The organism is Hyphomonas atlantica corrig., from assembly GCF_000682715.1.
In the GTDB taxonomy this organism is placed as follows: Bacteria; Pseudomonadota; Alphaproteobacteria; order Caulobacterales; family Hyphomonadaceae; genus Hyphomonas; species Hyphomonas atlantica.
On record NZ_AWFH01000063.1, the window covers coordinates 80,878 to 105,968 of the forward strand.

Genomic DNA, 25,091 nt, shown 5'->3' on the forward strand with positions numbered 1-25,091 from the left:
CGTGCATTGCCGGCCGTAAAGGCGAAGCTGCCATCCAGCACATCCACATTGCGCTGATAGAAGGGGATGTATCCAGACAGGAGGCGCTTCGACAGGGTGGGCTGGAATTCGAACCGTCCGGTCGAGGCGCGGCGATGGCCCTCGAACCGGCCGGTCAGGCTCACCTTGTTGATCTCCTTTGTGCCGACCAGACGCACAGGATGGCGTGCTGTGGCGGGGATCGCCGCGAAGGCTTCCTGTATCTTTTCGCCATCACCGACCACCGGAGCCGACAGGGGATCATCTGACAGGAAGACGCGCCAAGCGAGATGCAGGCCCTCATAGCGCGTCAAATCTGCCTGTTCGGTACAGGTATCGATGTGCCACTCGCCGTCGAGACGGAACTTTTCGTATTGCAGCCAGCCGGTGAAGGCGAGCGAAACAGCGGTAAACGCCACCGAGACATATTTGATAAAGTCCATCATGGCGCATCTCCCCCTGCGTGACAGCGTCGGGATAGCGCCCGAAGATCAGGTGCGGGTCAAGTGGGGGGCAGGCTTTGAGCCGTTTAGGGACTTTCTTTTCGGTCGCGCGCACAGCAACACATCTTGTCATCCCGGAAATGGTGAAGCCATTTTCCGGGACCCATTTTAACGGCAGCGCCAAGGGTCCCGGATAAACGCGGTGCGTTTTCCGGGATGACAAGAATGGAGTGCGTGGACCTGCCCGTGTTCGTTGTGCCAGCCCTAAATCGCGGGCTGGATCGGGCCGTCGGCGCGTCCGTGTACGAACTGGTCGACATGGTCGTTGCCGCTATTGTCGATGATGTTCGCCGGGCCGTGCCAGATGATCTTGCCTTCGAACAGCATGGCGATGTTGTCGGCAATCTTGCGGGCTGAGGCCATGTCATGCGTGATCGAGACCGCCGCCGCGCCGAGGCCGCGCACCTGTTCGAGGATCAGATCATTGATGGCATCTGCCGTGATCGGATCAAGCCCGGTGGTCGGCTCATCGAAGAAAATCAGGTCCGGCTTTGAAATGATGGACCGGGCGAGCGAGACGCGTTTCTGCATGCCGCCGGAGATTTCCGCCGGATAGAGATCGGCCACATCCGGGCCAAGGCGCACCTTCTTCAGCGTCTCGATGGCTTGTTCCTTGGCGTCCTTGCGGCGCATCTTGTCGACCTGTAGCAGGCGGAAGCCGACATTCTCCCAGACGGTGAGGGAGTCGAACAGCGCGCCGGACTGGAACAGCATGCCAATGCGGGCGCGCATCTTTTCGCGCGTGCGGCCGGTGGCCTTGGTGACGTCCTGCCCGTCGAAGAAGATCTTGCCAGCGGTCGGCGTCATCAGGCCGAGCGCATTCTTCAGCATCACAGATTTGCCGGAGCCGGAGCCACCGAGAATGACGAGGCTTTCGCCCTTCTGCACTTCGATGTCGACGCCCTTCAGAACCTGTTTCGATCCGAAGGATTTCTGGACGTTCTCGAGTCTCAGTATGGGCGTGCTCACAGGCCGATCTCCACGAACAGGGTGGACATGAGGTAGTTGGCGGCAAGAACAAGCACGGCAGCGCCGACCATGGAGAGCGTCGCTGCGCGGCCGACGCCGGTTGCGCCTGCCTCTGACCGATCGCCCTGATAACAGCCCATGATGGCGATCACCGCGCCGAAGACGACCGCCTTGATCAGGCCCACCAGAACATCTTCATTGGTCAGGAAGTCGAGCGTGTTGCGCAGGTAAGTGGTGGAGTCGAACCCGAGCCCGTAGACGCTGACCAGCCAGCCCCCCATGATGCCGATGATGTCCGCCACCAGCACGAGCAGGGGCAGGGCAATGATCGCGGCAAGGAAGCGCGGCGCGTAGAGATAGCGGTAGGGCGAGGCAGACAACGTCTCCAGCGCGTCGATCTGTTCGGTGACGCGCATGGCCCCGATCTCTGCCGAGATGCCAGCAGACACGCGCCCGGCCAGCATGAGGCCGGTGATCGTGGCGCCAAGCTCGCGCGTGATGCCGAGCACGACAATGCTGGGCACGAATTGTTCCGCGCCATAGCGGCTGCCGCCTTCATAAATGTTGAGGGCCAGGGCTGCGCCGATGAAGACGGCTGACAGGCCAACCACAGGCAGGGAGTAGAAGCCGATATTGACGACCTGCCGCCAGACCTGGCCGGGATACCAGCGCGGGGTAAAGGCTGCGAATTTCACGCGGCTGGCAAATACGGTCAGCCGACCGATCTCGGCGAAGAAGCCGAGCACCGCAGCGCCGATCCATTGCAGGGGATTTGGCACCCCACGCTTAGACGTAGAAACGTTCGACACGGTTGCTGAGTCCTGTAAGCAATTCATACCCTAGCGTGCCAGCGCGCGCCGCTTGATTTTCGAGTTTGGCATGCGGGCCGAGGAATTCAACGCGCGCGCCTGTTTTTGCCGCTTCGTGTGCTTTTGAAACATCAATCGTGATGAGGTCCATCGATACCCTGCCAAGCACGGGGCAGGGCGAACCGTCCAGATAGCCAATCAGCGTATTGCTGCCAGCGCGCGGGACGCCATCCGCATAGCCGAGCGCAACCGTGGCGAGTATGGCGTCCTTTTTGAGCGTATGGGTTGCGCCATAGCCGACGGTCTCTCCGGCACGGGCCTGGAACACGCTGATGATGCGGGCGTCCAGCGTGACACCCGGCTGCAGGTCTACATGGCCTGGGGCGTCCGATCCGCCATACAGCGCGATGCCCGGGCGGAGCAGGTCGAATGCATAGTCCGGCCCGAGATAGCAGCCTGCGGAATTGGCGAGGCTGGCTGGCGTATCCGGGAAAGCCTCCGCGATCTGCGTGAAGCGGTCGAGCTGAGTCTGGTTGAGGGGATGATCTGGTTCGTCCGCGCAGGCCAGATGGCTCATCACCAGAACCGGTTGCAGCTTTTTCAGGGCATCGAGCTGCGTTTCGATCATGGCCGGGGGCAGGCCGAGCCGATTGATGCCGGTGTCAAAGTGCAGCGCGCACGGGCCGATGCCATTGCGGGTCCAGAGATCCACTTGATCCACACTGGAAAGGACCGGTGTCAGCCCGGACTCACGATACGACCGGAAGTCTCTGGCGGCGGGGCCGTTCAGCACGAAGATGCGGGGCGCCGCGCCCAGCGTTCTGCGGACCATGACGCCTTCTTCGATATGGGCGACGAAGAACGTGCTGCAGCCAGCTTTCGACAGGGTCTCGGATACTCTCAGCGCGCCGAGCCCATACCCGTTGGCCTTCACCACGGCCGCCGTTGTGGCGCCGGGGTGCAGCTGGTCAATCGCCTGCCAATTGGCAACAATATGGGGCAGGTGGACCGTGGCGCGGGGACGGAAGCTCATGCAACACTCCGATAAAAGCGTTTGACCGGCGTGTCATCTACACAAAGCCGTCAGCTCCGCTCCTGATGCTCCAGCCAGGCGGAGCCTTTCATGTTCCAGACGGGGGTGAAGAAGACCATCCAGAGGATCAGTGCGATCATGCCGCCCGCCGGAACGATAGCGATGCGCTGCGGGCCGAACAGGTCGACCAGCGCGCCCATGATGGCCGCGCCAAACGGCGCACCTGCCATGAAGCCCAACTGGTAGATCGACAGGACGCGGGCCAGCTTTTCCTTCGGTGCAGCGTCCTGCACGATGGAGCGGCTCATCGCGATGGAGATGCCGGCGGCCAGCCCCCAGATGAAGACAATGCCGAGAAAGGCAAAGTGCGGCACGCGCCACATCATGGCGAGGATGCTGAGCGAGGCGAGGAATTGCGCGATCAGCAGCAGGCGGCCCTGACGCTTGATGCGCTTGAAGATGGACAGGACAACCGAGGAAACGAACGCTCCCATCCAGAAGGTGACGAACATGTCCCGGATGCCGTCTGAGCCGAAACCGTACACATCCCGGTTTACGATCGGCAACACGACAAGAAACGCGCCGATCACGAAGATGCCAACACCGAACATCAGCGCCGTCATGGCCCAGAGTTTTCCGTCAGAGCGCACGGCGTGGAAGCCGTCTGCGATGTCTGCCAGTGCGGATTTGATGCCCTTGCCGCCAGTCACGATCTGTCTGCCGCGTCCAAGCCACAGTGCAAAGCCTGCGCCCAGTGCGAGGATCATGCCCTGAATGGCCAGAAGCTGTTCCGCAGGGATCGGGCCGATCCCGAACCCGCCAAGCCAATCCGGCATCAGCGTGCGCTTGTCGGCATAGCCGCCGACGATCAAGCCGCCGATCTGAGCAAGGAATTGCGCCATCGTGGCGAGCGTCACGCCGAGTTGCAGGGTCACACCGGAGCCGACACGCATGCGACGCTCGACGACTTCGTTCACAATCGAATCGCGCGCGGGCATCATGAATGCGCCGACGGTTCCGATGGTCAGGCCGTAGACAATCATCGCCGGATAGGAAAGCTCGCCGCGAGAGACCGCGAAGGCCAGCAACAGGGCAGGAGCGGCGGCCAGCAGGTGCAGGATGATCAAAAGCCGCTTGCCGTCTGCGCGCTCCGCCACGACGCCGCCGATCAGCAGGAAGATTACCGACGGTGCCGACAAGGCCATATTGGCAAGGCCGAGCGCCAGCCCGTCCATGTGCAGGTGTTCCTGACCCGTGATCAGGTAAGGGAACAGAACCATCTGGAGACCGAAGGCCATGAACCAGCTGAGCTGGACCATCAGATAGGCGGGCAGTTCGATCTTCACGCCGCGGCGCAGTCGGCGCGCCCGCCAGTGATTGGCCGTGGCCAGCAGGGATGCGCCGGCGCCGATCGCGCCGCTGACCCCGCTGACGGGGGACGAGATGTCTTCGGCCGCGTCCTCGGCCATCTCGTCAATCAGGTCATCCATCTTGTCTGACATGCCCACTCCGGAACGATTGGCGGGACTGTATGGAGGTGGTCCCGACATGGAAAGCCCCCGGGAGTGCGACACCTGAGAGCCAATGTCCATGACCGATGCGCAAGAATCGGGTGGGTCGCCATACGCAGATATGCTGAGGAGGAGGCGAACATTGGAGACCAGTTATGATTTCACAAGCCGACCGCGCCGCCCGTTTTACAGCCCTGCACGAACAGGATGGCATGTTTCTGATGCCCAATCCCTGGGACGTGGGATCTGCCAAAATCCTGGCAGGTCTTGGGTACAAGGCCCTGGCAACAACCAGTTCGGGCTTCGCTGCCACCGAAGGATTGGAAGACTATCAGGTGACTCGCGACATGAAGATGGCGCACATCGCCAGATTGGCGTCCGCAACTGACCTGCCATTGAGTGCGGATCTGGAGAATGGTTTCGGAGATACGCCCGAAGACTGCGCCGAGACCATCCGGCTTGGTGCGAATGCCGGGCTGGTGGGCGGGTCTATCGAAGACTTCACCCGCAACCCGGACGCGCCGCAGTATGAGATTGCGAGAGCCGCTGATCGCGTGCGCGCCTCGGTCGAGGCTGCGCGGGCCCTGCCGTTTCATTTCACACTGACCGCACGGGCGGAGAATTTCTTCACCGGCATTCCGGACCTGGCCGACACGATCGCCCGTCTTCAGGCCTATCAGGACGCCGGAGCGGATGTGCTTTACGCGCCCGGCCTGAGATCGGTCGACGACGTTCGGACGGTGGTCTCAAGCGTCGACCGTCCCGTCAATGTGCTGGCCATTCCCGGCATGTTCCCGTTTACCCTTCCTGACCTGGAAGCGGCGGGCGTGAAACGGGCCAGCCTTGGCCCACTTCTGCTCAATACGGCTTACAGTGCGCTGGCCCATGCGGCTGACGAGATTCTCAATCAGAGGACGTTCTCCTATCAGTCGCAACCATTCGCCACGCAGGAATGGGCAAGTCTGATGGCCAGGACATGATCAGCGCGATGTCACGTTAACTTCGCGCATGCCTGAGTTGCCACGGCCGGAGGCTATGGTTAGCTTCCGCCTAACGGCCTCCCGGCGAAAGGAATGTAGAATGCGTTTGTTCCGGCATCTCGTGAGTTGGGCACTGGCCCTGTTTCTGGTGGCGATGTTCATTCACGCGAACATTCACCCCCTGCCAAACCCGCCTGAAGGCATGGTGAAATTCTTCGATCCGCCGGGCGAGAACATCGTGTTCCAGACCATCGCCACGAATTCGGGCATCAGCCTGTACGAGCCGACCGGGCGCGTTGTTGTGGGCATCATTGAGCTGATCGCTGCGCTGTTCCTGATCCTGCCAATGACCCGGCGGTTCGGCGCATTCCTGTCGGCAGGGATTCTGGGCGGGGCAGTGGCCATGCACCTGTCGCCCTGGCTTGGCAGGGAAGTGCCTGTCTCGCTGGACCCTCAAAACACGTCCACCGATGGCGGCATGTTGTTCATGCTGGCGATTCTGATGCTCGTGTGCAGCCTTCTGGTGATGGTAGTACACCCGAGCGCAAAAGACCGGGGCTGACGCGGCGCATATATTTCCACAGACCGTTAACCGTTTCCTGCAACAGTTTTCTTTACAACGAAGACGGTCGCACTGATGGAAGATCAACTGGAACCCCAGCCGGCGCAACAGACCGGGCGTGCCCGTAACGCCCTGTTCCGGCGTTTATTGGACCTTGTGTCGATGCCGGCATCGCGTCTGGCGCACCAGGACCGGCATATGGTGGGCGACATCCTGCTGGAAGTCCTGTTTCATGCCGAAGAAGCCGAACGCGAAATGTGCGCCCGTCGTTTGGCGACGCATCGCGAAGCGCCGAAACGCGTCCTGAGATATCTTGGCCAGTGTTCCTTTCAGGTGGCCCGCCACGTGCTGGAGGGCAATGAAGGCTTTGATGCGTGCGATTTGCGGGAAATCTGCATGTCCGGCACAGCGGAGCACCGTCAGATCATCGCCCAGCGCAAGCAGGTGCCGGAATCGGTGTGTGAGTATCTTGCGGAGTTTGCCGAGATCCCGGCGGTCCGTGACATGCTGACGAACAACGGGGCGATCCTGCCTGAGCAGGCCATCGACAAGCTGGTCGTTCGCTCACGCGGGGAGGAAAGCCTGTGCGACCTGCTGGTTGAGCGGCTGGAGACCAAGCCTTCCCAGGCCATGGCCATGTTCTGGTGGAGCGACAGCGCCACACGCCGCAAGATCCTGCAACGTCACGCTGCCGACCGGTTGGAAGTGATCGACACGTGCCGGGATGTGTTCGAGCTTGCCGCCGAGGAAAACTGGTCCGATCCCGTGACGCGCAAGGCATTGCAGCTGATCGAACGCCGTCAGCGCAACCGCGCAGCTATAGACAAGAGTCCGTATGACAGCCTCGAAGACGCGATCAACGCCTCGGCGCTGAACGGGATGGATTCCGAGCTGGCGCAGGAAATCGGTTATCTTGCGGGCCTGAAGCCCGTGACCGCAGCGAAGATCCTGACCGACAAGGGCGGGGAGGGGATTGCTGTGCTCTGCAAGGGAACAGGCGTGAACAGGGAATTCCTGCCGGTCCTGTGGGCTGGGCTGAAGCGGCCGCTGCAGACGGAAGATGGCGAAATCGACCCGCAATTCGCCAAGGTGTCCGATATTTTCGAAATCATGACCGTCGCCAAGGCGCAGACAACGCTGCGCTACTGGAACTGGTCGCTGTCGTCCGCATTCTCGCCAAACGCGCTCGCCTCGGCGATTGATGACGTCCCGGCGAATGAGGAGGCCAGCTTCTCCTCGCCGCAACGCACCGTCCGGCTCGTTTTTGGCAGGTAAGGGCAGAAAACCGTCCGAAAAGCACTTTTCAAGTCGACCGCAGACCTTTAGGTCAGGGCGTTCATCCTATTGGGTCATCTGCGAAAGGGGCACGCGTGGCGTACTTTCTGGGGTTGCTGGTTGCACTGGTTGGCTTCTGGCTGGGCATGTCCGGCCATTACTCTCCTCTCTTGTTGTCGCTGGGCGCTGTTTCTGTCGCCGTCTGTATGATCCTGGCCTATCGGCTTGATATTATTGACCGTGAAGGTGCGCCCTATGTGCGCATTGTCGGCTTCGCGCTGTATTTCCCCTGGCTGATGGTGGAGATCGCAAAGTCCAACTGGGCCGTCGTGAAGGCCTGCCTCAAGGCGGATCTCGATATCGCTCCGGCCTTGGTGAAGGTTAAGACCGCTTGCGAGTCAGACCTTGCAAAGGTGACGTTCGCCAATTCCATCACGCTGACGCCGGGCACGGTGACGGTCGAGATTGAGGGCGACAAGATGCTGGTCCATGCGCTGTACGAACAGTCGGCTCAGCCTGAAGCTTTTGCAGAAATGGACCGCCGCTCCCGCGAGGCCGCAGATGGCAAGAGGAGACCTGCATGACCGCCGCCGCCCTGATTGCTGTCCTGTTCGGGATGTTGCTTCTGCTGATCCGCGCGATCGCAGGGCCGACCCTGTATGACCGTGTGCTCGCCGTGAACTCGTTCGGCACGAAGACTGTGCTGGCGCTTGGCCTGCTGGGCTTTGTGATGGGGCGCCCTCAATTCCTGGACATCGCCATTCTCTACGCGCTGATCAACTTCGTAGCGACGATCGCGATCCTCAAATTCTTCCGGTACCGGTCTTTCCAGGTGCCGCTGGTCCGTCGCGGGCAGGGAGGTGGCAATGGCTGATTTGGTCGTATCAATCGCTGAATGGTGGCAGGTTGTGCGCTTTCCGCTCGGCGCAGCGCTTTGCCTGGGCGGCGCGCTGCTCTGTGTGGTGGGCACGGTTGGTGTCCTGCGGTTCCCGGATTTCTACACACGGCTCCACGCGGCCAGTGTAACCGATACGTCAGGCGCGACGCTGCTTCTGTTTGGCATGGCGCTGATGGCGCCGGACTGGATGGTTGTCAGCAAGTTGGTCGCGATCTTCGTCTTCATCTACCTGACCAGCCCGGCCTCGTCGCATGCGGCAGCCAATGCGGCGCACACGGCTGGCCTGCAGCCGCTGATCGGGCCTGTCGACACACATGACAAGGAAGGACTGGATTCCTGATGGCCATGAGTGAACCAGATATCGGCCTCGCGCTGGTCAATATTGTCCTGCTGGGCCTTCTCTTCGTAGTGGCCATTGCGATCGCACGGCTTCGCAGCCTGTTTGCCATTGTGATGCTGTCTGGCATTTATTCGCTTGTCTCCGCGGTCTGGTACGTCGCCGTAGACGCTGTGGATGTCGGCTTTACAGAGGCTGCTGTTGGCGCGGGCATGTCTACCGCCGTTCTGCTTGGCGCCATGCTGCTGACGTCGCGCACCGCCAAGCCGGAGAAATCGCTACGCCAGCTCGGGCCACTGCTCGTCTGCATCGCGACCGGCATCATGCTGATCTATGCAACGGTCGATTTGCCGGCTGTGGGTGATCCGAACTCCCCGGCGAATACGGGCGTTGGCCTGACCTATCTGCGTGTGGCCTGGTACGATACCGGCATCGAGAACGTGGTTACGCCAGTTCTGGGCAGCTATCGCGGCTTTGATACGTTGGGCGAGACAACCGTTGTGTTCGTGGCGGGTATCGCCGTTGCGCTGTTGCTGGGTTTTGGCGAGCGATCCCTGGCCGAGACCATCCGCAACGAAGACAAGAATCTGTCGAAGAACGCCCCGAAATCTGATGCCGAAGACGAGGAGAGCGACTCATGAAGAGCGACCATCACGTCATCCTGCGCGTCATTACCAAGACGCTTATCCCGGTCATTGTCCTGTACGGCCTGTACGTTCAGTTTCATGGCGATTTCGGTCCGGGCGGCGGCTTCCAGGCCGGTGTGATCCTGGCTGTGGGCGTCATTCTTTACGCGCTTGTCTTCGGGGTTCCCTCCGCCATGCGGGCCGTGCCGCCAGCCTTTACCCGCTCGGTCGCCGCCATCGGTGTGCTGCTGTATGCGGGTGTTGGTTTCTGGGCGTTGCTTCAGGGCGGACAGTATCTTGAATATCAAGCGCTTTTCCAGGAAGAGCCCGGCGGCCATCATGGCCAGCATGTGGGCATCATCCTGATCGAACTGGGCGTACTGTTCGGCGTTTCGGGGGCCATGCTGACGATCTTCTATGCCTTTGCTGGCCGCGTGGCCGAAATCCGCGACGAGGACTGGTAGGCCGATGCTTCTCTTCATTCTTGAACGCGCAAACTACTGGGCAATCATCGGCCTGATGATGATTGGCCTCTACATCACGTTTGCTTCCGGAAACCTGATCAAGCGGCTGGTCGGCCTGTCCCTGTTCCAGACCTCGATCTGTCTGTTCTATGTCACGCTCGGCATTGTTGCCGGGGGCACGGCACCGATCCTGATGGATCCGGACAAGCCGGGCGGTCATGGTGGTGGACACGGCGAAGATCATGCGGGTGAGGCGCATGCCGCGCTTGACGCCACACTGACGGCCGCGGCCAGTGGCGACCGCGTGGCAGATCTGGCGAATGCCTATTCCAACCCGCTGCCGCACGTTTTGATGCTGACGGCGATCGTAGTGGGCGTGGCGACGCTTTCGGTCGGACTGGCGCTGATCGTTCGCATCCGCGAAGCCTATGGCACGATCGAAGCTGACGAAGTGCGCGAGATCGATATGGAAACGGCGATCGCGCAGGAAGCCGAACAGGCAAAAGCTGAGAAAGAGGCGCTGGCATGATCGAAGCGATCCTGGATATGGCGCCGCGCTGGGCGCTTTTGCACGCGCCTGCGCTGCTCATCATGGTGCCGTTGTTCCTGGCGCCGCTGCTGGCCATTCTGCCAAGCGGTCGGCTGTCCTGGCTGATCAGTATTTTCGCGACTGTATTTGCACTGTTCTGCGCCATGATCCTGGTCGGGCAGGTACAGGCGTCGCCGGTTGGCGTGGTCGGCTATGATGTCGGCAACTGGCCGGTGCCGATTGGCATTACGCTCCGCGTTGATGCGCTGAACTCGATGATCCTGTTGCTGGTCGCGGCGATTGGCGTGCTGGCGACGATCTTCTCATGGCCCACTGTGAAAGCCGAGATTCCGGAGCGCAAGCATCCGCTCTTCTACTCGGCTTTCCTTGTCTGCTTCGCGGGCCTTAGCGGTGTGGCGATCACGGGCGATGCGTTCAACCTGTTCGTCTTCCTCGAGATTTCGTCGATCTCCACCTATGTGCTCGTCGCTCTGGGAGCAGGGCGGGACCGCCGTGCGCTGCCGGCGGCGTTCAACTATCTCATCATGGGTACGCTCGGCGCGAGCTTCTACATCATCGGCGTTGGCTTCCTCTATTCTGCCACTGGTACGCTGAACATTGCGCAGATCGCAGAAATGCTGCCAGAGCTGGCAGGCAATCGCAGTGTTGAGGCGGGCTTTGCCTTCATCATCGTTGGTCTTGGCCTGAAAGCGGCTGTCTGGCCGCTGCACCAATGGTTGCCGAACGCTTATGCGTATTCGCCGAGCTTCGTGACGATGTTCCTGTCGGCCACGGCGACCAAGGTCGCGCTGTACGCGCTGATCCGGTATCTGTTCACCGTGTTCCGTCCGGAATTCGCCTTCGAGCAGGCAACCTTCACTTACTTGCTGATGCCGCTTGGCCTTGCCGCGATGATCACATGCAGCTTCCAGGCAGTCTTCCAGACGGATGTACGCCGGACGTTGGCTTACTCTTCAGTTGCGCAGGTTGGCTACATGATCCTTGGCGTGTCCGTGGGCACCGTCGCGGGCGTTAGCGCCGGCCTGTTCCACCTGCTGAACCACGCCATGATCAAGGGCGCGCTCTTCATGGCGGTGGCCGGTGTTGTGCTGACCTTCCAGGGCACCACCATTCGCGACTTTGCGGGCCTTGGCCGCACCGCACCGTGGACCATGACGGGCTTTGCAATCGCAGGCCTCTCACTGATCGGCGTGCCGCTGACGGCTGGTTTCCAGTCCAAGCTGCAGCTTGGCTATGCCCTGTTTGATCAGGGCATGTGGTGGGCTGTCGTCTTTGTTGTGTTCTCCAGCTTCCTGGCGGTGATCTACATGGGCCGTATTCTGGAAGCGATCTTCTTCCGGCCTCCGATCAACCCGCGCAAATCGCGCAAGGAGGCCCCCATCCTGTTGCTGGTTCCGCTCTGGATCCTGGCACTGGCGAACATCTATTTCGGTATCACGACCGAACTGCCGCTCGGCCTGGCGCGTGACGCTGCCGCCGCTGCGTTCGGACTGGAGGCCTTCTGATGAGCTCTGAGCTGTTGATCTGGGCCGCTTTGTGCCTGCCGCTGCTGATTGCAGCGGGAATTGCCATCACCGGCGCATTCTCGAATGTGCGGGAAGGTGTAACCCTGACCGGCGCGACCATCCTGTTTGGGGTCGTCATTGCGCTGGCATCAAAAGTTTCAGCGGGGCAGGTGCCCGAGCTGTATATCGGCCAGGTCGCGCCGGGGCTGGACCTCGCGTTCAAACTGGAGCCGCTGGGGGCGCTGTTTGCGCTGGTCGCATCGGGCCTGTGGATCGTGAACTCATTCTATTCCATCGGCTACATGCGCGGGAATCGAGAGCGGAACCAGACACGCTTCTACATCTGTTTTGCCATCGCTATCTTTGGCGCGATGGGCGTTGCGATGTCGGCAAACCTGTTCACGCTCTTCGTCTTCTATGAAGTGTTGACCCTGTCGACCTATCCGCTGGTCGCGCACAAGGGCGATGCGGCGGCCAAGCGCGGCGGGCGCATCTATTTGCTGACGCTGCTGGGCACGTCCATCGGTCTGTTCCTGATGGCGCTGATGTGGACCTGGGCACTGGCCGGGCAAAACCTCGACTTCGTGCAGGGCGGGTTGCTCGCCGGGTATGACATCGACCCTGCGGTTGCCACAGCGCTGCTGATCCTGTTCGCATTCGGTATCGGTAAGGCGGCGTTGATGCCGTTCCATTTCTGGCTGCCGAACGCGATGGTCGCGCCAACGCCGGTATCGGCCTTGTTGCACGCTGTTGCCGTTGTGAAGGCGGGTGTCTTCACCGTGATGAAAGTGTCGATCTACATTTTCGGAGAAGACCTTCTGAACGCGACACCAGGGCGGGAATTCGTGCTGTGGGTGGCGTGCTTCACCATCATCGTCGCGTCCCTGGTTGCGATGACGAAGGATAATCTCAAAGCGCGGCTAGCCTATTCGACGATTGCGCAGCTTTCCTACATCACGCTTGGCGCGATGCTGGCCACGCAGGCCGGGTTCATGGGGGGCGCGCTGCAGATTGCGGCGCACGCAGTTGGCAAGATGACGCTGTTCATGTGCGCCGGTGCCATCTATGTCGCCACTGGCCTGACCAATATTTCGGACATGAAGGGTCTTGGTCGCAAGATGCCGCTGGTCTTCATCGCCTTCTTCATTGCCACCTTGTCCATTATCGGCATTCCGCCGATGGCCGGCGCGTGGGCGAAGTATGAGCTGATGCAGGGGGCCATCGACCGCGGAACGGATTTCGTGCCGTGGGTGCTGATTGGCTCGTCGCTGCTGAACATTGCCTATCTTCTGCCCATCCCGATCCTGGCATTGATGCCAGCACCGGGAACGCCGGAACCAAAGCCGTTCAAGCGGCCGGGCGGCGCGCCGTTCTTTACCGTGGCTGCGCCCGTCCTGACGGCGGCGCTGTGTGTGGTCTTGTTCTTCCTCGTCGGACCGTTGGCGGACTTCCTGTCGCCCGCGTTTGAAAACCCGACATCTTCTGCCTTCGTCGGAGGTCAGCCATGAGCGATAACACGCCCAATGATACCCGCGATGCCAGCGGCCGCTTCGTGAAACAGGCTGCTGAGACTGCGCATCGTCTGCACACACCGTCCGAAGACGGGGTGCATCCGATCTCGAAAATCCTGTTCGGCTGGACCGAGGCAGAGATCACCGGCACCGCCATTTTCTGGGGCGTCGGCATCCTGTCGGCTTTCCTGATCGTGGTCGATCTGGCGGTGGACCGGCATGAATATGTTCACATGGCGGAAGCGACCGGGTTCTACGCACTCTGGGGCTTTGCGGCATTTGCCTTTGTGGTTCTGATGGGCTGGCCGCTGGGCCGCCTGTTGCGTCGCAGTGAGGACTATTATGGCGATCCGGGCGGACCGCCTGCGGATATTGACCCGGATGTCCCCGCCGCGCCTGACACTTCCCCGACTTACCCAGACGAAGGAGACGAGCTCTGATGACTGGCCTCCTGTCTCTTCTGAACCCGGGTTGGCTGCTGATTGCGGTTGGCCTTGTGGCGCTGTTCCTGCCCATGCGGAGGATTCGTCAGGGCCTGACGATCGCCGCGCCCATTGCGGCGATCCTGCTGGTCTCGCTGGCGGATCGGAACATCAATCTGTTGACGGCCAATGCGCTTGGCCTCGAAATGGTGCTCTACCGGGTCGATAATCTCAGCTACATTTTCGGGCTCGCCTTCCTGCTGGCGGCGCTGCTGAACGCGATCTATGCGTGGCACACGGATGACCGGCTGCAGGACGGCATGTCCATCGCCTATGCGGGCGCTGCGGTCGCCGCGACTTTCTCTGGCGACATGATGACTCTGTTCGTGTTCTGGGAACTGACGGCGGTTACATCTGTGTTCCTGATCCTGAGGGCAGGGACACGCGCAGCTTACTTCGCCTCCATGCGGTATCTGGGCGTGCAGATCCTGTCCGGTGTGCTGCTGCTGGCCGGTATTGGCTATGTCTACCAGTCTCGCGGCGATCTCTCGATTTCGGCCTTTACCAGCCTGAACGAGCCGGGGGCGATGCTTGTCTTCATCGCGCTGGGCATCAAGGCGGCGTTCCCGTTCCTGCACAACTGGCTGCAGGATTCCTATCCGAAGGCCACCGTGGTGGGTGCGGTTGTGTTGTCCGCCTTCACCACGAAGCTCGCCGTCTATGCGTTTGCACGCATGTTCCCGGGCCAGGATGCGCTGATCTGGATTGGCGCCGTGATGACGGTGTTCCCGGTCTTCTTCGCCGTTATCGAGAATGACCTGCGCAAGGTTCTCGCCTACTCGCTGAACAACCAGGTCGGCTTCATGATCTGCGCTATTGGTGTCGGCACGGCGGGCGTGGGCAATGCGCTCGCGCTGAACGGTGCAGCGGCGCATGCTTTCTGCCATATCATCTACAAGGGCCTTCTGTTCATGAGCATGGGCGCGGTGCTCTATCGCACCGGAACAACCAAGGCATCCGAACTTGGCGGCCTTTACAAATCCATGCCGTGGACGACGATCTTCTGCATCATCGGCGCAATGTCGATTTCGGCCTTCCCGCTCTTCTCGGGCTTTGCGGCCAAATCGCTGACCATGAGCGCCGTCGGCAAGGAAGGCCTGACCGTGGTCTGGCTGATGCTGTTGTTTGCCTCCGCCGGTGTGCTGGAGCATTCGGGCATCAAGATCCCGTACTTCGCCTTCTTCGGCCATGATAGCGGCAAGCGCGTCAAGGAAGCGCCTTTCAACATGTTGCTGGCGATGGGCCTTGCTGCCTTCATCTGTATCGCCGTGGGCGTACCAGCTATCGTGCCGGGCTTCGGCTATGAGTGGCTGTACAATCTGTTGCCATACCGCGAAGAGGCGATGGCCTATCACCCGTTCACGCTGGATCATGTGCTGACACAGATGCAGTTGCTTGTTCTGGCCATCTTCGCCTTTGTCATGCTGAAGCGGCTTGGCTGGTACCCGCCTGAAAAGCCGGGCGTGGTGCTGGACAGCGACTGGACCTATCGCAAGGCTGGCTATGGCCTCGCGACATGGACAGGCACGGTCTGGCAGAAGGTGGGGCCCGCATTGACGGCGATCTTCTTCAAGCTGACCGGGCGCGCCTATAACAGGATCGAAGCCGCCTTCAGCCCGAGAGGGGAGCTGGCCCGCGGCGGTCTGGCCACAGGCATGGCGACCTGGACGGCGATATTGCTCGGATTTGTGCTGCTATTGTCTTTCATCACGGCCGGGTAATCAGGCACCGGTTGAATATTCGCGTGCGCAATCAGTGTGCGGGATTCCGCATTCTGTAATAAATACTGCGATTTGTGCGTGAATGTCTCGTAATAATACGCTATCCCCGAGAAGTTGATTGCAGAAGCATGACTTAAGGGGCGCGTGATGATAGACACCGCGAATCCGTCAGAAGACGGGCACCACCTCATAATGCTGACCACGCAAATCGTGGCGGCTTATGTCAGCCACAATCGGATTGAGGTGGCGAATTTGCCCGCCCTTCTGAAGGATGTGCACGTCGCGCTCGCAGGTTTGCGGACCGTGGAACTCGATCCTGTTGCGCCTCGCCCCGCTGTTCCGGTGCGAAAGTCCGTCGGGGAGGATTATCTCGTTTGTCTGGAAGACGGGCTGAAGTTCAAATCCCTGAAGCGTCATCTGCGCACAAAATACGACATGACGCCGGAAGAATACCGGGAAAAATGGAATTTGCCGCCCGACTATCCGATGGTGGCGCCGGGCTATTCCAGACAACGGTCAATGCTCGCCAAGAAGATGGGGCTCGGCAAGTCTGAGCGCGAATAGTATTCAAGGCTGAATACTTTCGTTTCACATCCGAAATGAAAGCATTTGGCAAGAATGGTTAAGAAAAACTCACCAAGACTCTTGATCCGCGACTCCACTCGCGCGATAGGTGATTCTATCGAATCACCTGGGGGTGACTGAAATGACCAAAGCAAAAGTGTTCAAGGGCGTGACCGATTCGCAGCAAAAGCTGATCGAATATTGGTGTGGCCTGCGCGATTCGCGCGGTTCTGTGCGACGCGATTCGATGGATCCGGGCCAGTTCCGTTCGATGCTGGCAAGTATTTCCATTGTCGAGTTCGACCAGGCTGGAAACGGCCGTTTCCGAATTGCCGGCTCTCGCCTGCGCGAGATTTTCGGCATGGAGGCGCGCGGTCGTCAGATCGAGGAAGTTCTGGGCGAGCATGGCGAAGCCTATTGCCTCGGCCTCGCCGCAGCGTTGGAGCGCGGCGCACCGGTTGGCGGCGTCATCGAGCAGGAAGACGGCCGGCTACACGCCTGGGTTCGTCTGCCGCTTGCCGGGCCGGATGGCTATCTAAGCCAGGTTCTTTGCCATGATGAACTCGTCCGCCCACGCGCCCGCAAGGATGCGCCGCAAGCCGGGCAGGGCCGCATGACCGGCGGACAGGGCATCGCGGCCTGATTAGAGGCTACAATGAATTCTGTCTCGTGGCTCGAGCGTGGCGTTGCGCATGTCACTTAATTTCCTTACTTCCGCGTCGCGACCTTTGAAGCCAGATGCTCAGATATTTCGGGCTGAGAATAGAGTAACTTGCGGGCAGACAGATCTGGGGCATGTGGACCGACCTTGGAGCACATGATTGAGAACGTGTTCGTTAGAATAAAGCCGCGTCTTGAGCGAGCTGTAATATCTGCGAAATCATCCGTCCGCCAAACCATCATGGCTTTCCGCATTTTTTCCAAGTATTCTTCAGCTACTTCAATGGTGAAGTCCGCGTTGGTCGCGTGCGCCTTCGTAGCTGTGCTCATGTCTCGAATGACTCTCGGATCCACAAGAATGATCGCGTCTGGAATATCCTTATGAACTCCCCATAGGTGATGGGCGATTTTATCTCGTCCTCTTGCCGTGGACTCGTAGATTTTCAGAATTGCGTCGAGCGCATACCTGTCATTTTGATCTTTAAGACTGATCTCTCCCAGTTTGCGTATAGTATCCTGCCTAGTCTTTGCATTCCTTATCGCAGCAAACGTCACTGCGGCGTGTGTCGGATCCGAAGGAAGGAAGCTATTGTACAGTACGGGCATCATAGCATCGAACTTCGACCACTGGGATATCGCGTTCGCGGCGTTCAAAGCCTGTTCTTGCCGTTGGGCAGCTGCTTGGTCGATTACCACTTGTGCAGCATACTTTCTTGGAAGGGGTTGTGGCATCGCGCTCTCCAGCGACTAAAAAGCTTCGATAGCTTCAACGTGAAGGAGATTCTCTCCTCGTGTCAGCCTGAATAGGCTGACTGTGTCACTTCAAATATTCGATATATCTACCGCCCAATCCCCTGAACTCCTGCGCCCATCCCCACCGCAATCCCCAAGGATTACGGGACTTCAACTTGTCGGGATAGGAAAGTTATCCTAATTATATAGATGACAAAGCAAGCAAAATCCCCTACAGATAGCGGCGACAGGCCGGTACATGAAATTGAGATCACTCCCGAGATGATTGAGGCGGGGGTTAGGTGTCTTTGGGCGTCTGGGCGTTGGTCCCGCGAATCTCCCGCGCCAGACTCTCTCTTTCTGCGAGAACTTCTTCACCGTGTTCTTGAAGGGAGCGCAGATAATCCACGTAAGCTGCGGTTTCATCCGCAAGTCGGCAGAAGGAGTCACGACGCTGGATGAGGTTGGCGAGGGTCAGTGGTGTTCGAGCCTGTTCGTGATAATGGGCTGTAAACGTCGAGAACGGCTGCAGTGTAGCAGGTGCATCTGGGTTTTTCGTTCTCGTGATACTAAAGTGAGCAACCTCGTGTCTTTTTTTGTATTTTTTGCTCAATCGATTACTGAGTGCGGGCCATCGTTCGCGGACTAAGCTGTTAGCTATGGGGCTATTTACAACCGCTGTATCCAGCATTGTCAGCCTGGCATCGAAGGATACCACTGCATCAAACGGAGCCCGAATGGCAACTCGGGCGTGGGGTGGTTCGCATGTCGGAACATATAGATAAGAGAAAATGGCCGCCAAGTTTAATTCTACGACCGACCAAACATCAAGGCAGCGACCTACTTCTAAGAGTAACTGGTCGTCGTCGTGTAAATTCTCATACGAGGGAAACATGCCTCACTCCAAAGAAGACAAACAGTTCAACGAAACCCTCAAGCGGATGATGGACGCAAAGCCAAAGCCGCATGAAGAGATGAAGAAAGGACGCGAGCAGAAATCTGCTGCAAAGAACAAGCCTAGTGACGACTCTCACTAGAGGCTTTCCTTGCCTTTCGCGCAACTTCCTCGATCCGAGCTGAGAGACTCAGCGCCCGATCAGGTGTTATTGCGAAACCCTGTGCAAGCCCGTTGCGGTCAACTTGAAATCTTACAACTACGTACTCGCCACCAACCGCTGACTGAGCGTCCTCAGAGAGGGACTGCAACGCACTCATCGCGTGAGTGTCGATGGATTCTATTTGTGCCTCTTTCACCTGATAAGTGAGGTCCGCAAATTTCTCCATCATAGCGTTGAACTGACTGGCAGTGATTTCAATGCGAACTCGTTCGCCGCTCTTGTTTCCCAATTCAAACCAAAGTGCGCTGCCGTCATCTTCAAAAAATGCGTCGACTAAATCGGCTCCGGAAATGGTTTTGGTCATTCGCTTCTACCTCGTTCGGAGGCAATTGACGGCGAATCCCGACTCTGCGAGTAAAGGGTGTGAACATAGCCAATCGCGCTCCATGCGGTTGCTGTTACGCCCCCGGCCTGCGTCAACAGGTTTCGGGAGCGTCCCACCTAAAAGCGATTCTTTTTGGTGTACCAGCGCTTAAAGCGCCTCACACGCTGCTTATGCGAAACTGGCTTGGTCAGGCCGCCGATAGGTCAAACGCTTGCCAGCGATCATTTTGAGCAGTTCGTTGTGACGGTCATCATCGGTAAAGCCGAGCTTTGAGCGACGGTTATAACGGAAGTCAAATTCAGTCAGGTAGCGTTGCAGGTGAGCCTCGCCGCAATGCTGGTAGATCCCGCGCATTCCGCGCTTGAAGACAGAGAAGTAGTTCTCAATCGTATTGGAGTGGACGTCACCGCGCACATACTCGCCGCTGGCGTGGTGCACGGTGCGATGCTTGGCAAACTCCTTGCCGGTCTCTGTGTAGAGCTTGGACTCGTCGGTATAGAGCTTCGACTTGCGAGATGCATTCTTGACGAGGATTTCGCGCACGCTGGCCTTGGTTGCGTGCTTCACATGGAAAGAACGGACAGAGCCGCCACGTTCGACAAGGGAGACAACGGCGCGCTTGTTAGCAGGACCACGGCCACGCTTTGAGCGCTTGAAGGGTGTGCCATCGGTGCGGGTTTTACGGGGGTTATCGACTTGACCGTAATAGGTCTCGTCAGCTTCCACAGTCTTGCCCTCGCCACCCAGCGGACCAGAAGAGGAGGTGTCCTCTTTCATGGCTTCGCGGATGCGATGGAACATGAACCACGCGGTCTTGTAGGTAACGCCAATCGTGCGGTGCAGCTGGTGAGCTGACATGCCCTTCTTGGAGGAGGTCAGCAGGTAGGTTGCCAGAAGCCACTTATGAAGCGGAACCTTGGAGCGCTCGAAGACGGTGCCGACCGTGACGGTGAATTGCCTACGGCATCCGTTGCACTGGTAGAGGCCCTTGCGCTCCTTGCCTTCCGGGTGCGCGGCAGACGGGCGAGCGCGAGCGCCTTTGATCGGAGTAACGTGCTTATCCCCGACGCATCCGCAGTGCGGGCAGACGGCTCCATCGGGCCAGCGCTGGGCTTCAAGATGCTCTCTGGCAGCGTCTTCGCTTTGAAAAATTGGGGAATTTAGATTGGTCATGACTGGCTCCGTTGAGAAAAACCTATGATTTCAACGATGCTTTGTCAAGTATATAATTAGGAAAGTTATCCTACACCGCTGGAAAGCGGGTAGTCTGTTGCCTGTCATCACAGGAGAAAGACATGCAGGATTTCGATCCCCAGAAAGACGAGGACAGGGCCTATCTCGCGGCTGCGTTGACGGCGTATGCGCTGGGCCTGAAGACCGAGGCGATCCTCAGCCGCCAGCGCCGCTCGCCGGCCGAGGCGCGGGGCCGGCAGATTGCCATGTATTTGCTGCGCACGGCGCTGGGCATGAGCCTCAGCCGCGTGGCCCGCGTTTTCAATCGCGATCGCACGACGGTCGCCCATGGTTGTAACCAGATCGAGGATTGCCGGGACGATCCGGATTTCGACTTGTGGATCGAACAATTGTCCGTCGGCCTGTCCAGCGTGGTCGTGCTGGATGGTGCGCCGGTGGAGGTCTGAGGCATGGCGCAGACAAGGTTGCTGACCGAATACAGATTGCGGCCCATCTTGCGGCGCGGCGGCATTGCGGCTCCCAGAGGTGACAGTTTCTGCGTCTATCGTGGGCGCGACACGCGGTACCAGCTTGTCGGCTGGGTCTCACCGCACATCATTGGGCGCTTGCGCAGGGAAGGGCAGTTGAGTGCGCCGGAAGATTTCCCGGAGCGGATCATCTGGCGGCGCGGCGCGTCACCGGATCCAGTGGTGCAGGCCGTTCCTCCGCCTCTGGACAAGGTAAATGTGCCCGGCCAGCCGAGGGGGCTGGCGCATGACTGGCTGAGAGCAACGGAGCGGGCGCGAGAGAAAGCCGCTGCCGGTCGCTATCAGGATGAGTTCACACGCGCCAGCCAGCCGATGGGGGCAGGCCGTGAGCGGGCGAACCCGCGCGAGCGAGAGCGGAGGGCGCTTCCTCCCGCGCAGCGTCTGGCCGCACTGGAAAGTGATCTGGGTACGGTCTGTATGCGTCAGCTGGAAGACTTGATCATTGATCGCGCGACGGAGTCAGCCCTGTGCGTGCGTTGGGGCATGGAGGCCGAAACAGTCAGGGCGATAGCGGGGACGGCGCTGATGCGGTTGGCGCGAGCCTACGAATTGGTGCCAGCAGCAGAGAGCCCTGCCTGAGCATCCTTGTTGATGCGTCCCAGCATCGAGGCAAGCCCGTTCGAGCGCTGCGCCGTCAATGCGCCGCTGACCCCGATTTCATCCAGCAGGGCCTTGGCGTCGAAGCGGGTAATCTCGTCCAGCGCTGCGCCGGAATAGAGGCGGATCAGCAAGGCAATCAGGCCGGACACAATCATCGCGTCCGACTCGGCGCGGATCGTCATCTGGCCGTCTGCCAGATCTGTCACCATCCAGACTTGAGAGGCGCAGCCCCGCACGCGCGTCTCTTCCGTGCGCTCTTCCGGGGAAAGCGGCGGGTTCGCCTTGCCCAGATCAATGATGTGCGCATAGCGCGCTTCCCAATCGTCCAGCCAGGAAAACTCTTCGCGAATATCGTCAGCGGTTTCTGCAATCGTCATGACCGCCAAATGGGGCATGTCTCACAAAAAAGAAACCCCCGGGGCCACTGAGGACGCCGGGGGCGAGAGAGAGACTTGTGTTGACTGGCTACTGGTAGACGCCGCCAATGCATTGTCCCACGTCGGCAAGCGCGTGCTCTCCGATGCAGAACGGAACTTCATATTGCTGGTTCGCTGCGGCAACGCATTGCTGCAGGTTGAGGTTGGCCATGTTCAGGCAGCCGCGCGTTTCGCGCTCGGCCATTGCAGAATTGACCTGGCTGGAAGACGAGGCCGTTTCGCCAAGGATGCGGTAAGCGGCGAGCGTGGCGATCTGGTCTGCCACGGGCTCCTTGCCGTACTTCACCTTTTTCTTTTGAGTCAGGCCGAGGCCGGATGTGACTGCCGCCGGGAAGCGGATGGCGTCTGCCGCGCCGGAGACATTGTCCCAGAGCGATGGCGCGCCAACGCGGCCTGCGCCGGCCAGAACGCTGTCGATGTCAGATGCTGCGAACGCAGAGATCAGGGGCTGGCGAGCAGGAGTGCCGACTGTCTGGATGCTGTTGAGGCGGTTGGCCTTCGCGCCGGAATTGCCGATCTTCGCCTTGGCCCACCCGGAGCCCTGAAGGCTGTAGGCCTGTTCCTTGACGTAGGCGGCTGTCGCGCTGAGTCGCTGGCTGTCGGCTTCTGTCGCGGCAAGGGACATGCTGACCGCATTGTCGCCGCCGCTCAGCGTGCGGGCATAGCGCACATCATTCTTCAGGCCGGTCAGCAGGACATCAGAGCCGTAATAGCTTTCGATGTCGCGTACAGCGGCGCGGTATTCAGGATCCTGAGACGCGATCAGGGCGGAATAGGAGATCCAGCCTTTTGACAGCTGGTCTGGATTGTGACCGCCGAGAGTGTTCAGGGCCGTGTCGATGTCATTGGCCGAAGCGAACGGCTTCTCTTTCACGTCGGTTACGTCGGATTGGTATGTCCCGTAAACAGCGGCGGATTCAGAGATCGGGTCCGCTGACTGCGCCGATGCCCCCATTGCCATTCCCAGGGCAATCACCGCAGTACCGATCATTCTGATGGATTTCATGTGCAAATTCTCCCTCACGCGTCACGCGACACTGTTGCATGAACTTCCCCACATGGGGAACCTCACCTTGCCTGCTGGACACATTACAAATACAGCAAGACATGCGTGACACAGGCAGAATGCCTAACGAATATCACCGGGGTGTTAACGACTTGCCCGATCTGGCGCGAAAGAGATTACAGTTCATTCATCTCGTCTGGCTGGTGCTGACGGGGGGAGTGGGTCTGGCTGCGCTTATCGGTGGCACAGCTGATTCGGCACTGTTGGCAGGTCTGGTGATGGCGGCGCTGCCGGGAATTGTGGGCGCCACCCTGTTGCACGAAAGGGTTCAGGCAGACGATCTGGTCGGGCCGTTTCTGGTGATCGGCTGGACGCTGCTGGCCATGCTGGGGATCTCTGCGACGGGTGTGACGCTGTCGCCGCTGACCATATTGTTCGCGATTGCGCCGCTGACGGCGATGAATCTGGAAAAGCCCGGCATGGCGGCCGAAGCGGCGATTTTCAGCGCCTTTGCGTTTCTTGCGGCTGCGGTGATGGTGCGAATAGGCCTGTTGCCGCCGGCAAACCCCACCAGCCTGTATCAGGTGCCTGCCATGCTGCTCGCCTTCGCGGCGCTGGTAATGGTTGGCCTGCTGGCGTGGAGTTTCATGCATGCCCGCCAGGAAGAGGCCGCCTTGCCAGTAATTGCGCCAGAGGCCGTGATCCCCGTTCGGCAGGATCTCAGCCTGCCCGAAGAATCCGGTCTGCTGCTGCTCGATGTATCCGAGTTTGGCCGCATCCGAACCCTGAGTGGCGACATGCTGGGGCTCGACGGCGTCAAGGCGGGGGGCTTGCTGGCCAGCCTGCTGCAGGACGAGTCTGAACTCAGCCTGTTGAAACCTGCCAATGGACGCACGCATGGCGAAATCACGCTGAAGAATGGTCGTGACGTGGCCTTCGTCGCCGAGGCGCATGATGAGGGCTCGATCCTGGTGTTGCGCGATCTGACGGAAGTCCGGGCGAGCACGCTGGAAACGCGGTCGCGTCTGGAAGAGGCCGAAGCGCGCCTCAGGGGGCGGACCGCCTTTTTCGCCTCACTGGGCCATGATCTGAAAACGCCGCTAAACGCCATTCTCGGCTATGCCGACATGATGCGTGCTGGCATCCGCGGGCCGATGCCGGAACCCTACAAGGACTATCCCGAGATCATTCATGAAAGCGGACAGGATTTGTTGCTGTTGGTCGAAGACATTCTGGACCTCGCCAAGGCCGAAGCCGACCGCCAGCGCCTGGAGCCGGAGCCCGTCGATCTGACTGCCTCTGCGCAATCGGTCCTGCGCCAACTGGAAAATCAGGCCGAGCGGGCAGGTGTGAAGCTGAAGCTGAAGGCAACACGAGAAGTCTGGGCCGAGGCCGATGCAAGAGCCGTCCGCCAGATCTGGCAGAACCTTGTGTCCAACGCCATCAAGTATTCCGTTTCAGGCGGCACTGTCACGCTGGATGCGCGCGACGAAGGCAATGCCACTGTGCTGAGCGTGACAGACAAGGGCGCGGGCATGTCACCGGAAGATGTTCGCAGCGTGCTGGAGCCGTTCTCTCAGGGCAGCAATTCCAAGGGACGCAAGGGAACAGGGCTCGGCCTCGCGGTCGTCAACTCCTTCGCGCAATTGCATGGCGGCCAGGTCGTGATTGATTCCGCACCCAACAAGGGCACGAAGGTCGAGGTCAGCCTCCCGCGCGCCAATCCTGCAGACATTCAGCCGCTGGAGGATGCGGCAGAGTGATGATGGACAGGCTGCCGACGAAGGTCTGGGTAGATGCGCTGGTTCGCCGGGCGCAGGTCGCAGGCGCGGCGGCGTTCGTGCTGCAATCGGGCGATGAGGAGCGCGGCGACGTTGTGGTGAAGGTCGCCTGTCTGGACGGCACTGCGGCGGTCTACACGCCGAGCATAAACATGGAAGGCGACCGCGTCTTCCTGAACCTGATCGTGCAGGGGATCGGCCCGGAGGAGGCGGACGTTGACGCCTATGTTCGCAAGGCCCGCGACCGGGACCGCGACCTGTGGGCCATCGAGATAGAGGATCGCGATGGGCGGCATTTCCTGACCGAGCCGGTTCAGGAACAGCTGGACTGAACTTTTCAATCCATTGCTTAAGACAAGGTAGCCCTTTGTTAACCGTGTGCGGGCAGCTTCC

At 59.8% G+C, this 25,091-nt stretch carries 30 protein-coding genes; 20 read left to right on the forward strand and 10 right to left on the reverse strand.

Going from position 1 to position 25,091, the window contains the following annotated elements; translation table 11 throughout:
- Positions 1–725: 725 nt before the first annotated feature.
- From HY36_RS17190 to HY36_RS17205, 4 genes are read right to left on the reverse strand one after another with little or no spacing between them, the layout of a single operon-like run.
- Entirely contained in the window at positions 726–1,490 is a 765-nt protein-coding gene (locus tag HY36_RS17190) for an ABC transporter ATP-binding protein (RefSeq protein WP_027837996.1), read from the reverse strand.
- Positions 1,487–2,299, reverse strand: coding sequence for an MlaE family ABC transporter permease (locus HY36_RS17195; RefSeq protein WP_035555617.1), 813 nt, complete (start codon positions 2,297–2,299; stop codon positions 1,487–1,489). The genes HY36_RS17190 and HY36_RS17195 overlap by 4 nt, the downstream gene beginning before the upstream one ends.
- The gene (gene alr / locus HY36_RS17200) at positions 2,277–3,332 is read right to left on the reverse strand and encodes an alanine racemase (RefSeq protein WP_035555619.1); all 1,056 of its coding nucleotides are present in this window, start codon (positions 3,330–3,332) and stop codon (positions 2,277–2,279) included. Before alr ends, HY36_RS17195 begins: the two co-directional genes overlap by 23 nt.
- Positions 3,333–3,382: 50 nt before the next feature.
- Positions 3,383–4,834 carry an MFS transporter gene (locus tag HY36_RS17205; protein ID WP_035555622.1) on the reverse strand — a complete coding sequence of 484 codons (1,452 nt, stop codon included), beginning with the start codon at positions 4,832–4,834 and terminating at the stop codon, positions 3,383–3,385.
- A gap of 164 nt (positions 4,835–4,998) precedes the next feature.
- Here HY36_RS17205 and HY36_RS17210 point away from each other — a divergent pair, with 164 nt between their 5' ends.
- The 15 genes from HY36_RS17210 to HY36_RS17280 all read left to right on the forward strand — a co-directional run bounded on the left by HY36_RS17210 (position 4,999) and on the right by HY36_RS17280 (position 16,961).
- Entirely contained in the window at positions 4,999–5,823 is an 825-nt protein-coding gene (locus HY36_RS17210) for an isocitrate lyase/PEP mutase family protein (protein WP_035555625.1), read from the forward strand.
- A gap of 100 nt (positions 5,824–5,923) precedes the next feature.
- The gene (locus HY36_RS17215; RefSeq protein ID WP_035555629.1) at positions 5,924–6,385 is read left to right on the forward strand and encodes a DoxX family protein; all 462 of its coding nucleotides are present in this window, start codon (positions 5,924–5,926) and stop codon (positions 6,383–6,385) included.
- 75 nt (positions 6,386–6,460) lie between these two features.
- Positions 6,461–7,660: a DUF2336 domain-containing protein gene (locus HY36_RS17220; RefSeq protein ID WP_035555632.1), complete on the forward strand. Its 1,200-nt coding sequence runs from the start codon at positions 6,461–6,463 to the stop codon at positions 7,658–7,660.
- 95 nt (positions 7,661–7,755) lie between these two features.
- Positions 7,756–8,244, forward strand: a complete 489-nt coding sequence (locus HY36_RS17225) for a Na+/H+ antiporter subunit E (protein ID WP_035555636.1) — start codon at positions 7,756–7,758, stop codon at positions 8,242–8,244.
- Positions 8,241–8,534: a monovalent cation/H+ antiporter complex subunit F gene (locus HY36_RS17230; RefSeq protein WP_035555640.1), complete on the forward strand. Its 294-nt coding sequence runs from the start codon at positions 8,241–8,243 to the stop codon at positions 8,532–8,534. The genes HY36_RS17225 and HY36_RS17230 overlap by 4 nt, the downstream gene beginning before the upstream one ends.
- On the forward strand, positions 8,527–8,898 hold the full coding sequence (mnhG, locus tag HY36_RS17235) for a monovalent cation/H(+) antiporter subunit G (protein WP_035555642.1): 372 nt from the start codon (positions 8,527–8,529) through the stop codon (positions 8,896–8,898). The genes HY36_RS17230 and mnhG overlap by 8 nt, the downstream gene beginning before the upstream one ends.
- Before the next feature lie 5 nt (positions 8,899–8,903).
- Positions 8,904–9,536, forward strand: coding sequence for a DUF4040 domain-containing protein (locus HY36_RS17240; protein ID WP_051602943.1), 633 nt, complete (start codon positions 8,904–8,906; stop codon positions 9,534–9,536).
- Positions 9,533–9,985, forward strand: a complete 453-nt coding sequence (locus HY36_RS17245) for a Na(+)/H(+) antiporter subunit B (RefSeq protein ID WP_035555645.1) — start codon at positions 9,533–9,535, stop codon at positions 9,983–9,985. The genes HY36_RS17240 and HY36_RS17245 overlap by 4 nt, the downstream gene beginning before the upstream one ends.
- 4 nt (positions 9,986–9,989) lie before the next feature.
- Entirely contained in the window at positions 9,990–10,514 is a 525-nt protein-coding gene (locus HY36_RS17250) for a cation:proton antiporter subunit C (protein ID WP_035555648.1), read from the forward strand.
- Positions 10,511–12,040: a monovalent cation/H+ antiporter subunit D family protein gene (locus tag HY36_RS17255; protein ID WP_051602932.1), complete on the forward strand. Its 1,530-nt coding sequence runs from the start codon at positions 10,511–10,513 to the stop codon at positions 12,038–12,040. Before HY36_RS17250 ends, HY36_RS17255 begins: the two co-directional genes overlap by 4 nt.
- On the forward strand, positions 12,040–13,548 hold the full coding sequence (locus HY36_RS17260; RefSeq protein ID WP_035555651.1) for a proton-conducting transporter membrane subunit: 1,509 nt from the start codon (positions 12,040–12,042) through the stop codon (positions 13,546–13,548). Before HY36_RS17255 ends, HY36_RS17260 begins: the two co-directional genes overlap by 1 nt.
- Entirely contained in the window at positions 13,545–13,991 is a 447-nt protein-coding gene (locus tag HY36_RS17265) for a hypothetical protein (RefSeq protein WP_051602933.1), read from the forward strand. Before HY36_RS17260 ends, HY36_RS17265 begins: the two co-directional genes overlap by 4 nt.
- A complete protein-coding gene (locus HY36_RS17270) occupies positions 13,991–15,754 on the forward strand; it encodes a Na(+)/H(+) antiporter subunit D (protein ID WP_035555653.1) in 1,764 nt (587 codons plus the stop codon). Before HY36_RS17265 ends, HY36_RS17270 begins: the two co-directional genes overlap by 1 nt.
- Positions 15,755–15,901: 147 nt before the next feature.
- Positions 15,902–16,318 carry a MucR family transcriptional regulator gene (locus HY36_RS17275; protein WP_035555656.1) on the forward strand — a complete coding sequence of 139 codons (417 nt, stop codon included), beginning with the start codon at positions 15,902–15,904 and terminating at the stop codon, positions 16,316–16,318.
- Positions 16,319–16,460: 142 nt separating this feature from the next.
- Complete coding sequence (locus tag HY36_RS17280) at positions 16,461–16,961, forward strand: PAS domain-containing protein (RefSeq protein WP_035555659.1); 501 nt, start codon at positions 16,461–16,463, stop codon at positions 16,959–16,961.
- A 65-nt stretch (positions 16,962–17,026) separates the two neighbouring features.
- On the opposite strand, the gene HY36_RS17285 is transcribed toward HY36_RS17280, so the two are convergent.
- Entirely contained in the window at positions 17,027–17,710 is a 684-nt protein-coding gene (locus tag HY36_RS17285) for a hypothetical protein (RefSeq protein ID WP_035555662.1), read from the reverse strand.
- A 298-nt stretch (positions 17,711–18,008) separates the two neighbouring features.
- A complete protein-coding gene (locus HY36_RS17290; protein WP_162176033.1) occupies positions 18,009–18,401 on the reverse strand; it encodes a hypothetical protein in 393 nt (130 codons plus the stop codon).
- 202 nt (positions 18,402–18,603) lie between these two features.
- Here HY36_RS17290 and HY36_RS18480 point away from each other — a divergent pair, with 202 nt between their 5' ends.
- Positions 18,604–18,747: a hypothetical protein gene (locus HY36_RS18480; protein ID WP_155842032.1), complete on the forward strand. Its 144-nt coding sequence runs from the start codon at positions 18,604–18,606 to the stop codon at positions 18,745–18,747.
- Here the strand turns inward: HY36_RS18480 and HY36_RS17295 are convergent.
- On the reverse strand, positions 18,728–19,132 hold the full coding sequence (locus tag HY36_RS17295) for a hypothetical protein (RefSeq protein ID WP_035555669.1): 405 nt from the start codon (positions 19,130–19,132) through the stop codon (positions 18,728–18,730). The genes HY36_RS18480 and HY36_RS17295 overlap by 20 nt on opposite strands.
- 189 nt (positions 19,133–19,321) lie before the next feature.
- A complete protein-coding gene (locus tag HY36_RS17300) occupies positions 19,322–20,326 on the reverse strand; it encodes an IS1595 family transposase (RefSeq protein WP_035555672.1) in 1,005 nt (334 codons plus the stop codon).
- A 122-nt stretch (positions 20,327–20,448) separates the two neighbouring features.
- Here HY36_RS17300 and HY36_RS17305 point away from each other — a divergent pair, with 122 nt between their 5' ends.
- On the forward strand, positions 20,449–20,793 hold the full coding sequence (locus tag HY36_RS17305) for a helix-turn-helix domain-containing protein (RefSeq protein WP_035555675.1): 345 nt from the start codon (positions 20,449–20,451) through the stop codon (positions 20,791–20,793).
- 3 nt (positions 20,794–20,796) lie between these two features.
- Positions 20,797–21,453 (forward strand): hypothetical protein, encoded by a 657-nt coding sequence (locus tag HY36_RS17310; RefSeq protein WP_035555678.1) that lies wholly within the window; start codon positions 20,797–20,799, stop codon positions 21,451–21,453.
- Here the strand turns inward: HY36_RS17310 and HY36_RS17315 are convergent.
- Entirely contained in the window at positions 21,417–21,851 is a 435-nt protein-coding gene (locus HY36_RS17315) for a SufE family protein (protein WP_035555681.1), read from the reverse strand. The genes HY36_RS17310 and HY36_RS17315 overlap by 37 nt on opposite strands.
- 88 nt (positions 21,852–21,939) lie before the next feature.
- Positions 21,940–22,917 carry a hypothetical protein gene (locus HY36_RS17320; protein WP_035555683.1) on the reverse strand — a complete coding sequence of 326 codons (978 nt, stop codon included), beginning with the start codon at positions 22,915–22,917 and terminating at the stop codon, positions 21,940–21,942.
- Between the two features lie 119 nt (positions 22,918–23,036).
- Between HY36_RS17320 and HY36_RS18030 the strand changes: the two genes are divergently transcribed.
- Together HY36_RS18030 and HY36_RS17330 are read left to right on the forward strand one after the other, a co-directional pair.
- Complete coding sequence (locus HY36_RS18030) at positions 23,037–24,680, forward strand: sensor histidine kinase (protein WP_162176034.1); 1,644 nt, start codon at positions 23,037–23,039, stop codon at positions 24,678–24,680.
- Complete coding sequence (locus HY36_RS17330) at positions 24,680–25,030, forward strand: DUF1491 family protein (RefSeq protein WP_241764263.1); 351 nt, start codon at positions 24,680–24,682, stop codon at positions 25,028–25,030. The genes HY36_RS18030 and HY36_RS17330 overlap by 1 nt, the downstream gene beginning before the upstream one ends.
- The last annotated feature ends 61 nt before the right edge of the window (positions 25,031–25,091 follow it).

Bases quoted from the DNA above. Each gene is read 5' to 3' on its own strand.
- alr (WP_035555619.1), bottom strand. From the start codon at position 3,332: ATGAGCTTCCGTCCCCGCGCCACGGTCCACCTGCCCCATATTGTTGCC.
- HY36_RS17205 (WP_035555622.1), bottom strand. From the start codon at position 4,834: ATGTCAGACAAGATGGATGACCTGATTGACGAGATGGCCGAGGACGCG.
- HY36_RS17210 (WP_035555625.1), top strand. From the start codon at position 4,999: ATGATTTCACAAGCCGACCGCGCCGCCCGTTTTACAGCCCTGCACGAA.
- HY36_RS17215 (WP_035555629.1), top strand. From the start codon at position 5,924: ATGCGTTTGTTCCGGCATCTCGTGAGTTGGGCACTGGCCCTGTTTCTG.
- HY36_RS17220 (WP_035555632.1), top strand. From the start codon at position 6,461: ATGGAAGATCAACTGGAACCCCAGCCGGCGCAACAGACCGGGCGTGCC.
- HY36_RS17230 (WP_035555640.1), top strand. From the start codon at position 8,241: ATGACCGCCGCCGCCCTGATTGCTGTCCTGTTCGGGATGTTGCTTCTG.
- mnhG (WP_035555642.1), top strand. From the start codon at position 8,527: ATGGCTGATTTGGTCGTATCAATCGCTGAATGGTGGCAGGTTGTGCGC.
- HY36_RS17240 (WP_051602943.1), top strand. From the start codon at position 8,904: ATGAGTGAACCAGATATCGGCCTCGCGCTGGTCAATATTGTCCTGCTG.
- HY36_RS17245 (WP_035555645.1), top strand. From the start codon at position 9,533: ATGAAGAGCGACCATCACGTCATCCTGCGCGTCATTACCAAGACGCTT.
- HY36_RS17250 (WP_035555648.1), top strand. From the start codon at position 9,990: ATGCTTCTCTTCATTCTTGAACGCGCAAACTACTGGGCAATCATCGGC.
- HY36_RS17255 (WP_051602932.1), top strand. From the start codon at position 10,511: ATGATCGAAGCGATCCTGGATATGGCGCCGCGCTGGGCGCTTTTGCAC.
- HY36_RS17260 (WP_035555651.1), top strand. From the start codon at position 12,040: ATGAGCTCTGAGCTGTTGATCTGGGCCGCTTTGTGCCTGCCGCTGCTG.
- HY36_RS17265 (WP_051602933.1), top strand. From the start codon at position 13,545: ATGAGCGATAACACGCCCAATGATACCCGCGATGCCAGCGGCCGCTTC.
- HY36_RS17270 (WP_035555653.1), top strand. From the start codon at position 13,991: ATGACTGGCCTCCTGTCTCTTCTGAACCCGGGTTGGCTGCTGATTGCG.
- HY36_RS17275 (WP_035555656.1), top strand. From the start codon at position 15,902: ATGATAGACACCGCGAATCCGTCAGAAGACGGGCACCACCTCATAATG.
- HY36_RS17280 (WP_035555659.1), top strand. From the start codon at position 16,461: ATGACCAAAGCAAAAGTGTTCAAGGGCGTGACCGATTCGCAGCAAAAG.
- HY36_RS17285 (WP_035555662.1), bottom strand. From the start codon at position 17,710: ATGCCACAACCCCTTCCAAGAAAGTATGCTGCACAAGTGGTAATCGAC.
- HY36_RS17290 (WP_162176033.1), bottom strand. From the start codon at position 18,401: ATGCTGGATACAGCGGTTGTAAATAGCCCCATAGCTAACAGCTTAGTC.
- HY36_RS18480 (WP_155842032.1), top strand. From the start codon at position 18,604: ATGCCTCACTCCAAAGAAGACAAACAGTTCAACGAAACCCTCAAGCGG.
- HY36_RS17295 (WP_035555669.1), bottom strand. From the start codon at position 19,132: ATGACCAAAACCATTTCCGGAGCCGATTTAGTCGACGCATTTTTTGAA.
- HY36_RS17300 (WP_035555672.1), bottom strand. From the start codon at position 20,326: ATGACCAATCTAAATTCCCCAATTTTTCAAAGCGAAGACGCTGCCAGA.
- HY36_RS17305 (WP_035555675.1), top strand. From the start codon at position 20,449: ATGCAGGATTTCGATCCCCAGAAAGACGAGGACAGGGCCTATCTCGCG.
- HY36_RS17310 (WP_035555678.1), top strand. From the start codon at position 20,797: ATGGCGCAGACAAGGTTGCTGACCGAATACAGATTGCGGCCCATCTTG.
- HY36_RS17315 (WP_035555681.1), bottom strand. From the start codon at position 21,851: ATGACGATTGCAGAAACCGCTGACGATATTCGCGAAGAGTTTTCCTGG.
- HY36_RS17320 (WP_035555683.1), bottom strand. From the start codon at position 22,917: ATGAAATCCATCAGAATGATCGGTACTGCGGTGATTGCCCTGGGAATG.
- HY36_RS18030 (WP_162176034.1), top strand. From the start codon at position 23,037: ATGCCTAACGAATATCACCGGGGTGTTAACGACTTGCCCGATCTGGCG.
- HY36_RS17330 (WP_241764263.1), top strand. From the start codon at position 24,680: ATGATGGACAGGCTGCCGACGAAGGTCTGGGTAGATGCGCTGGTTCGC.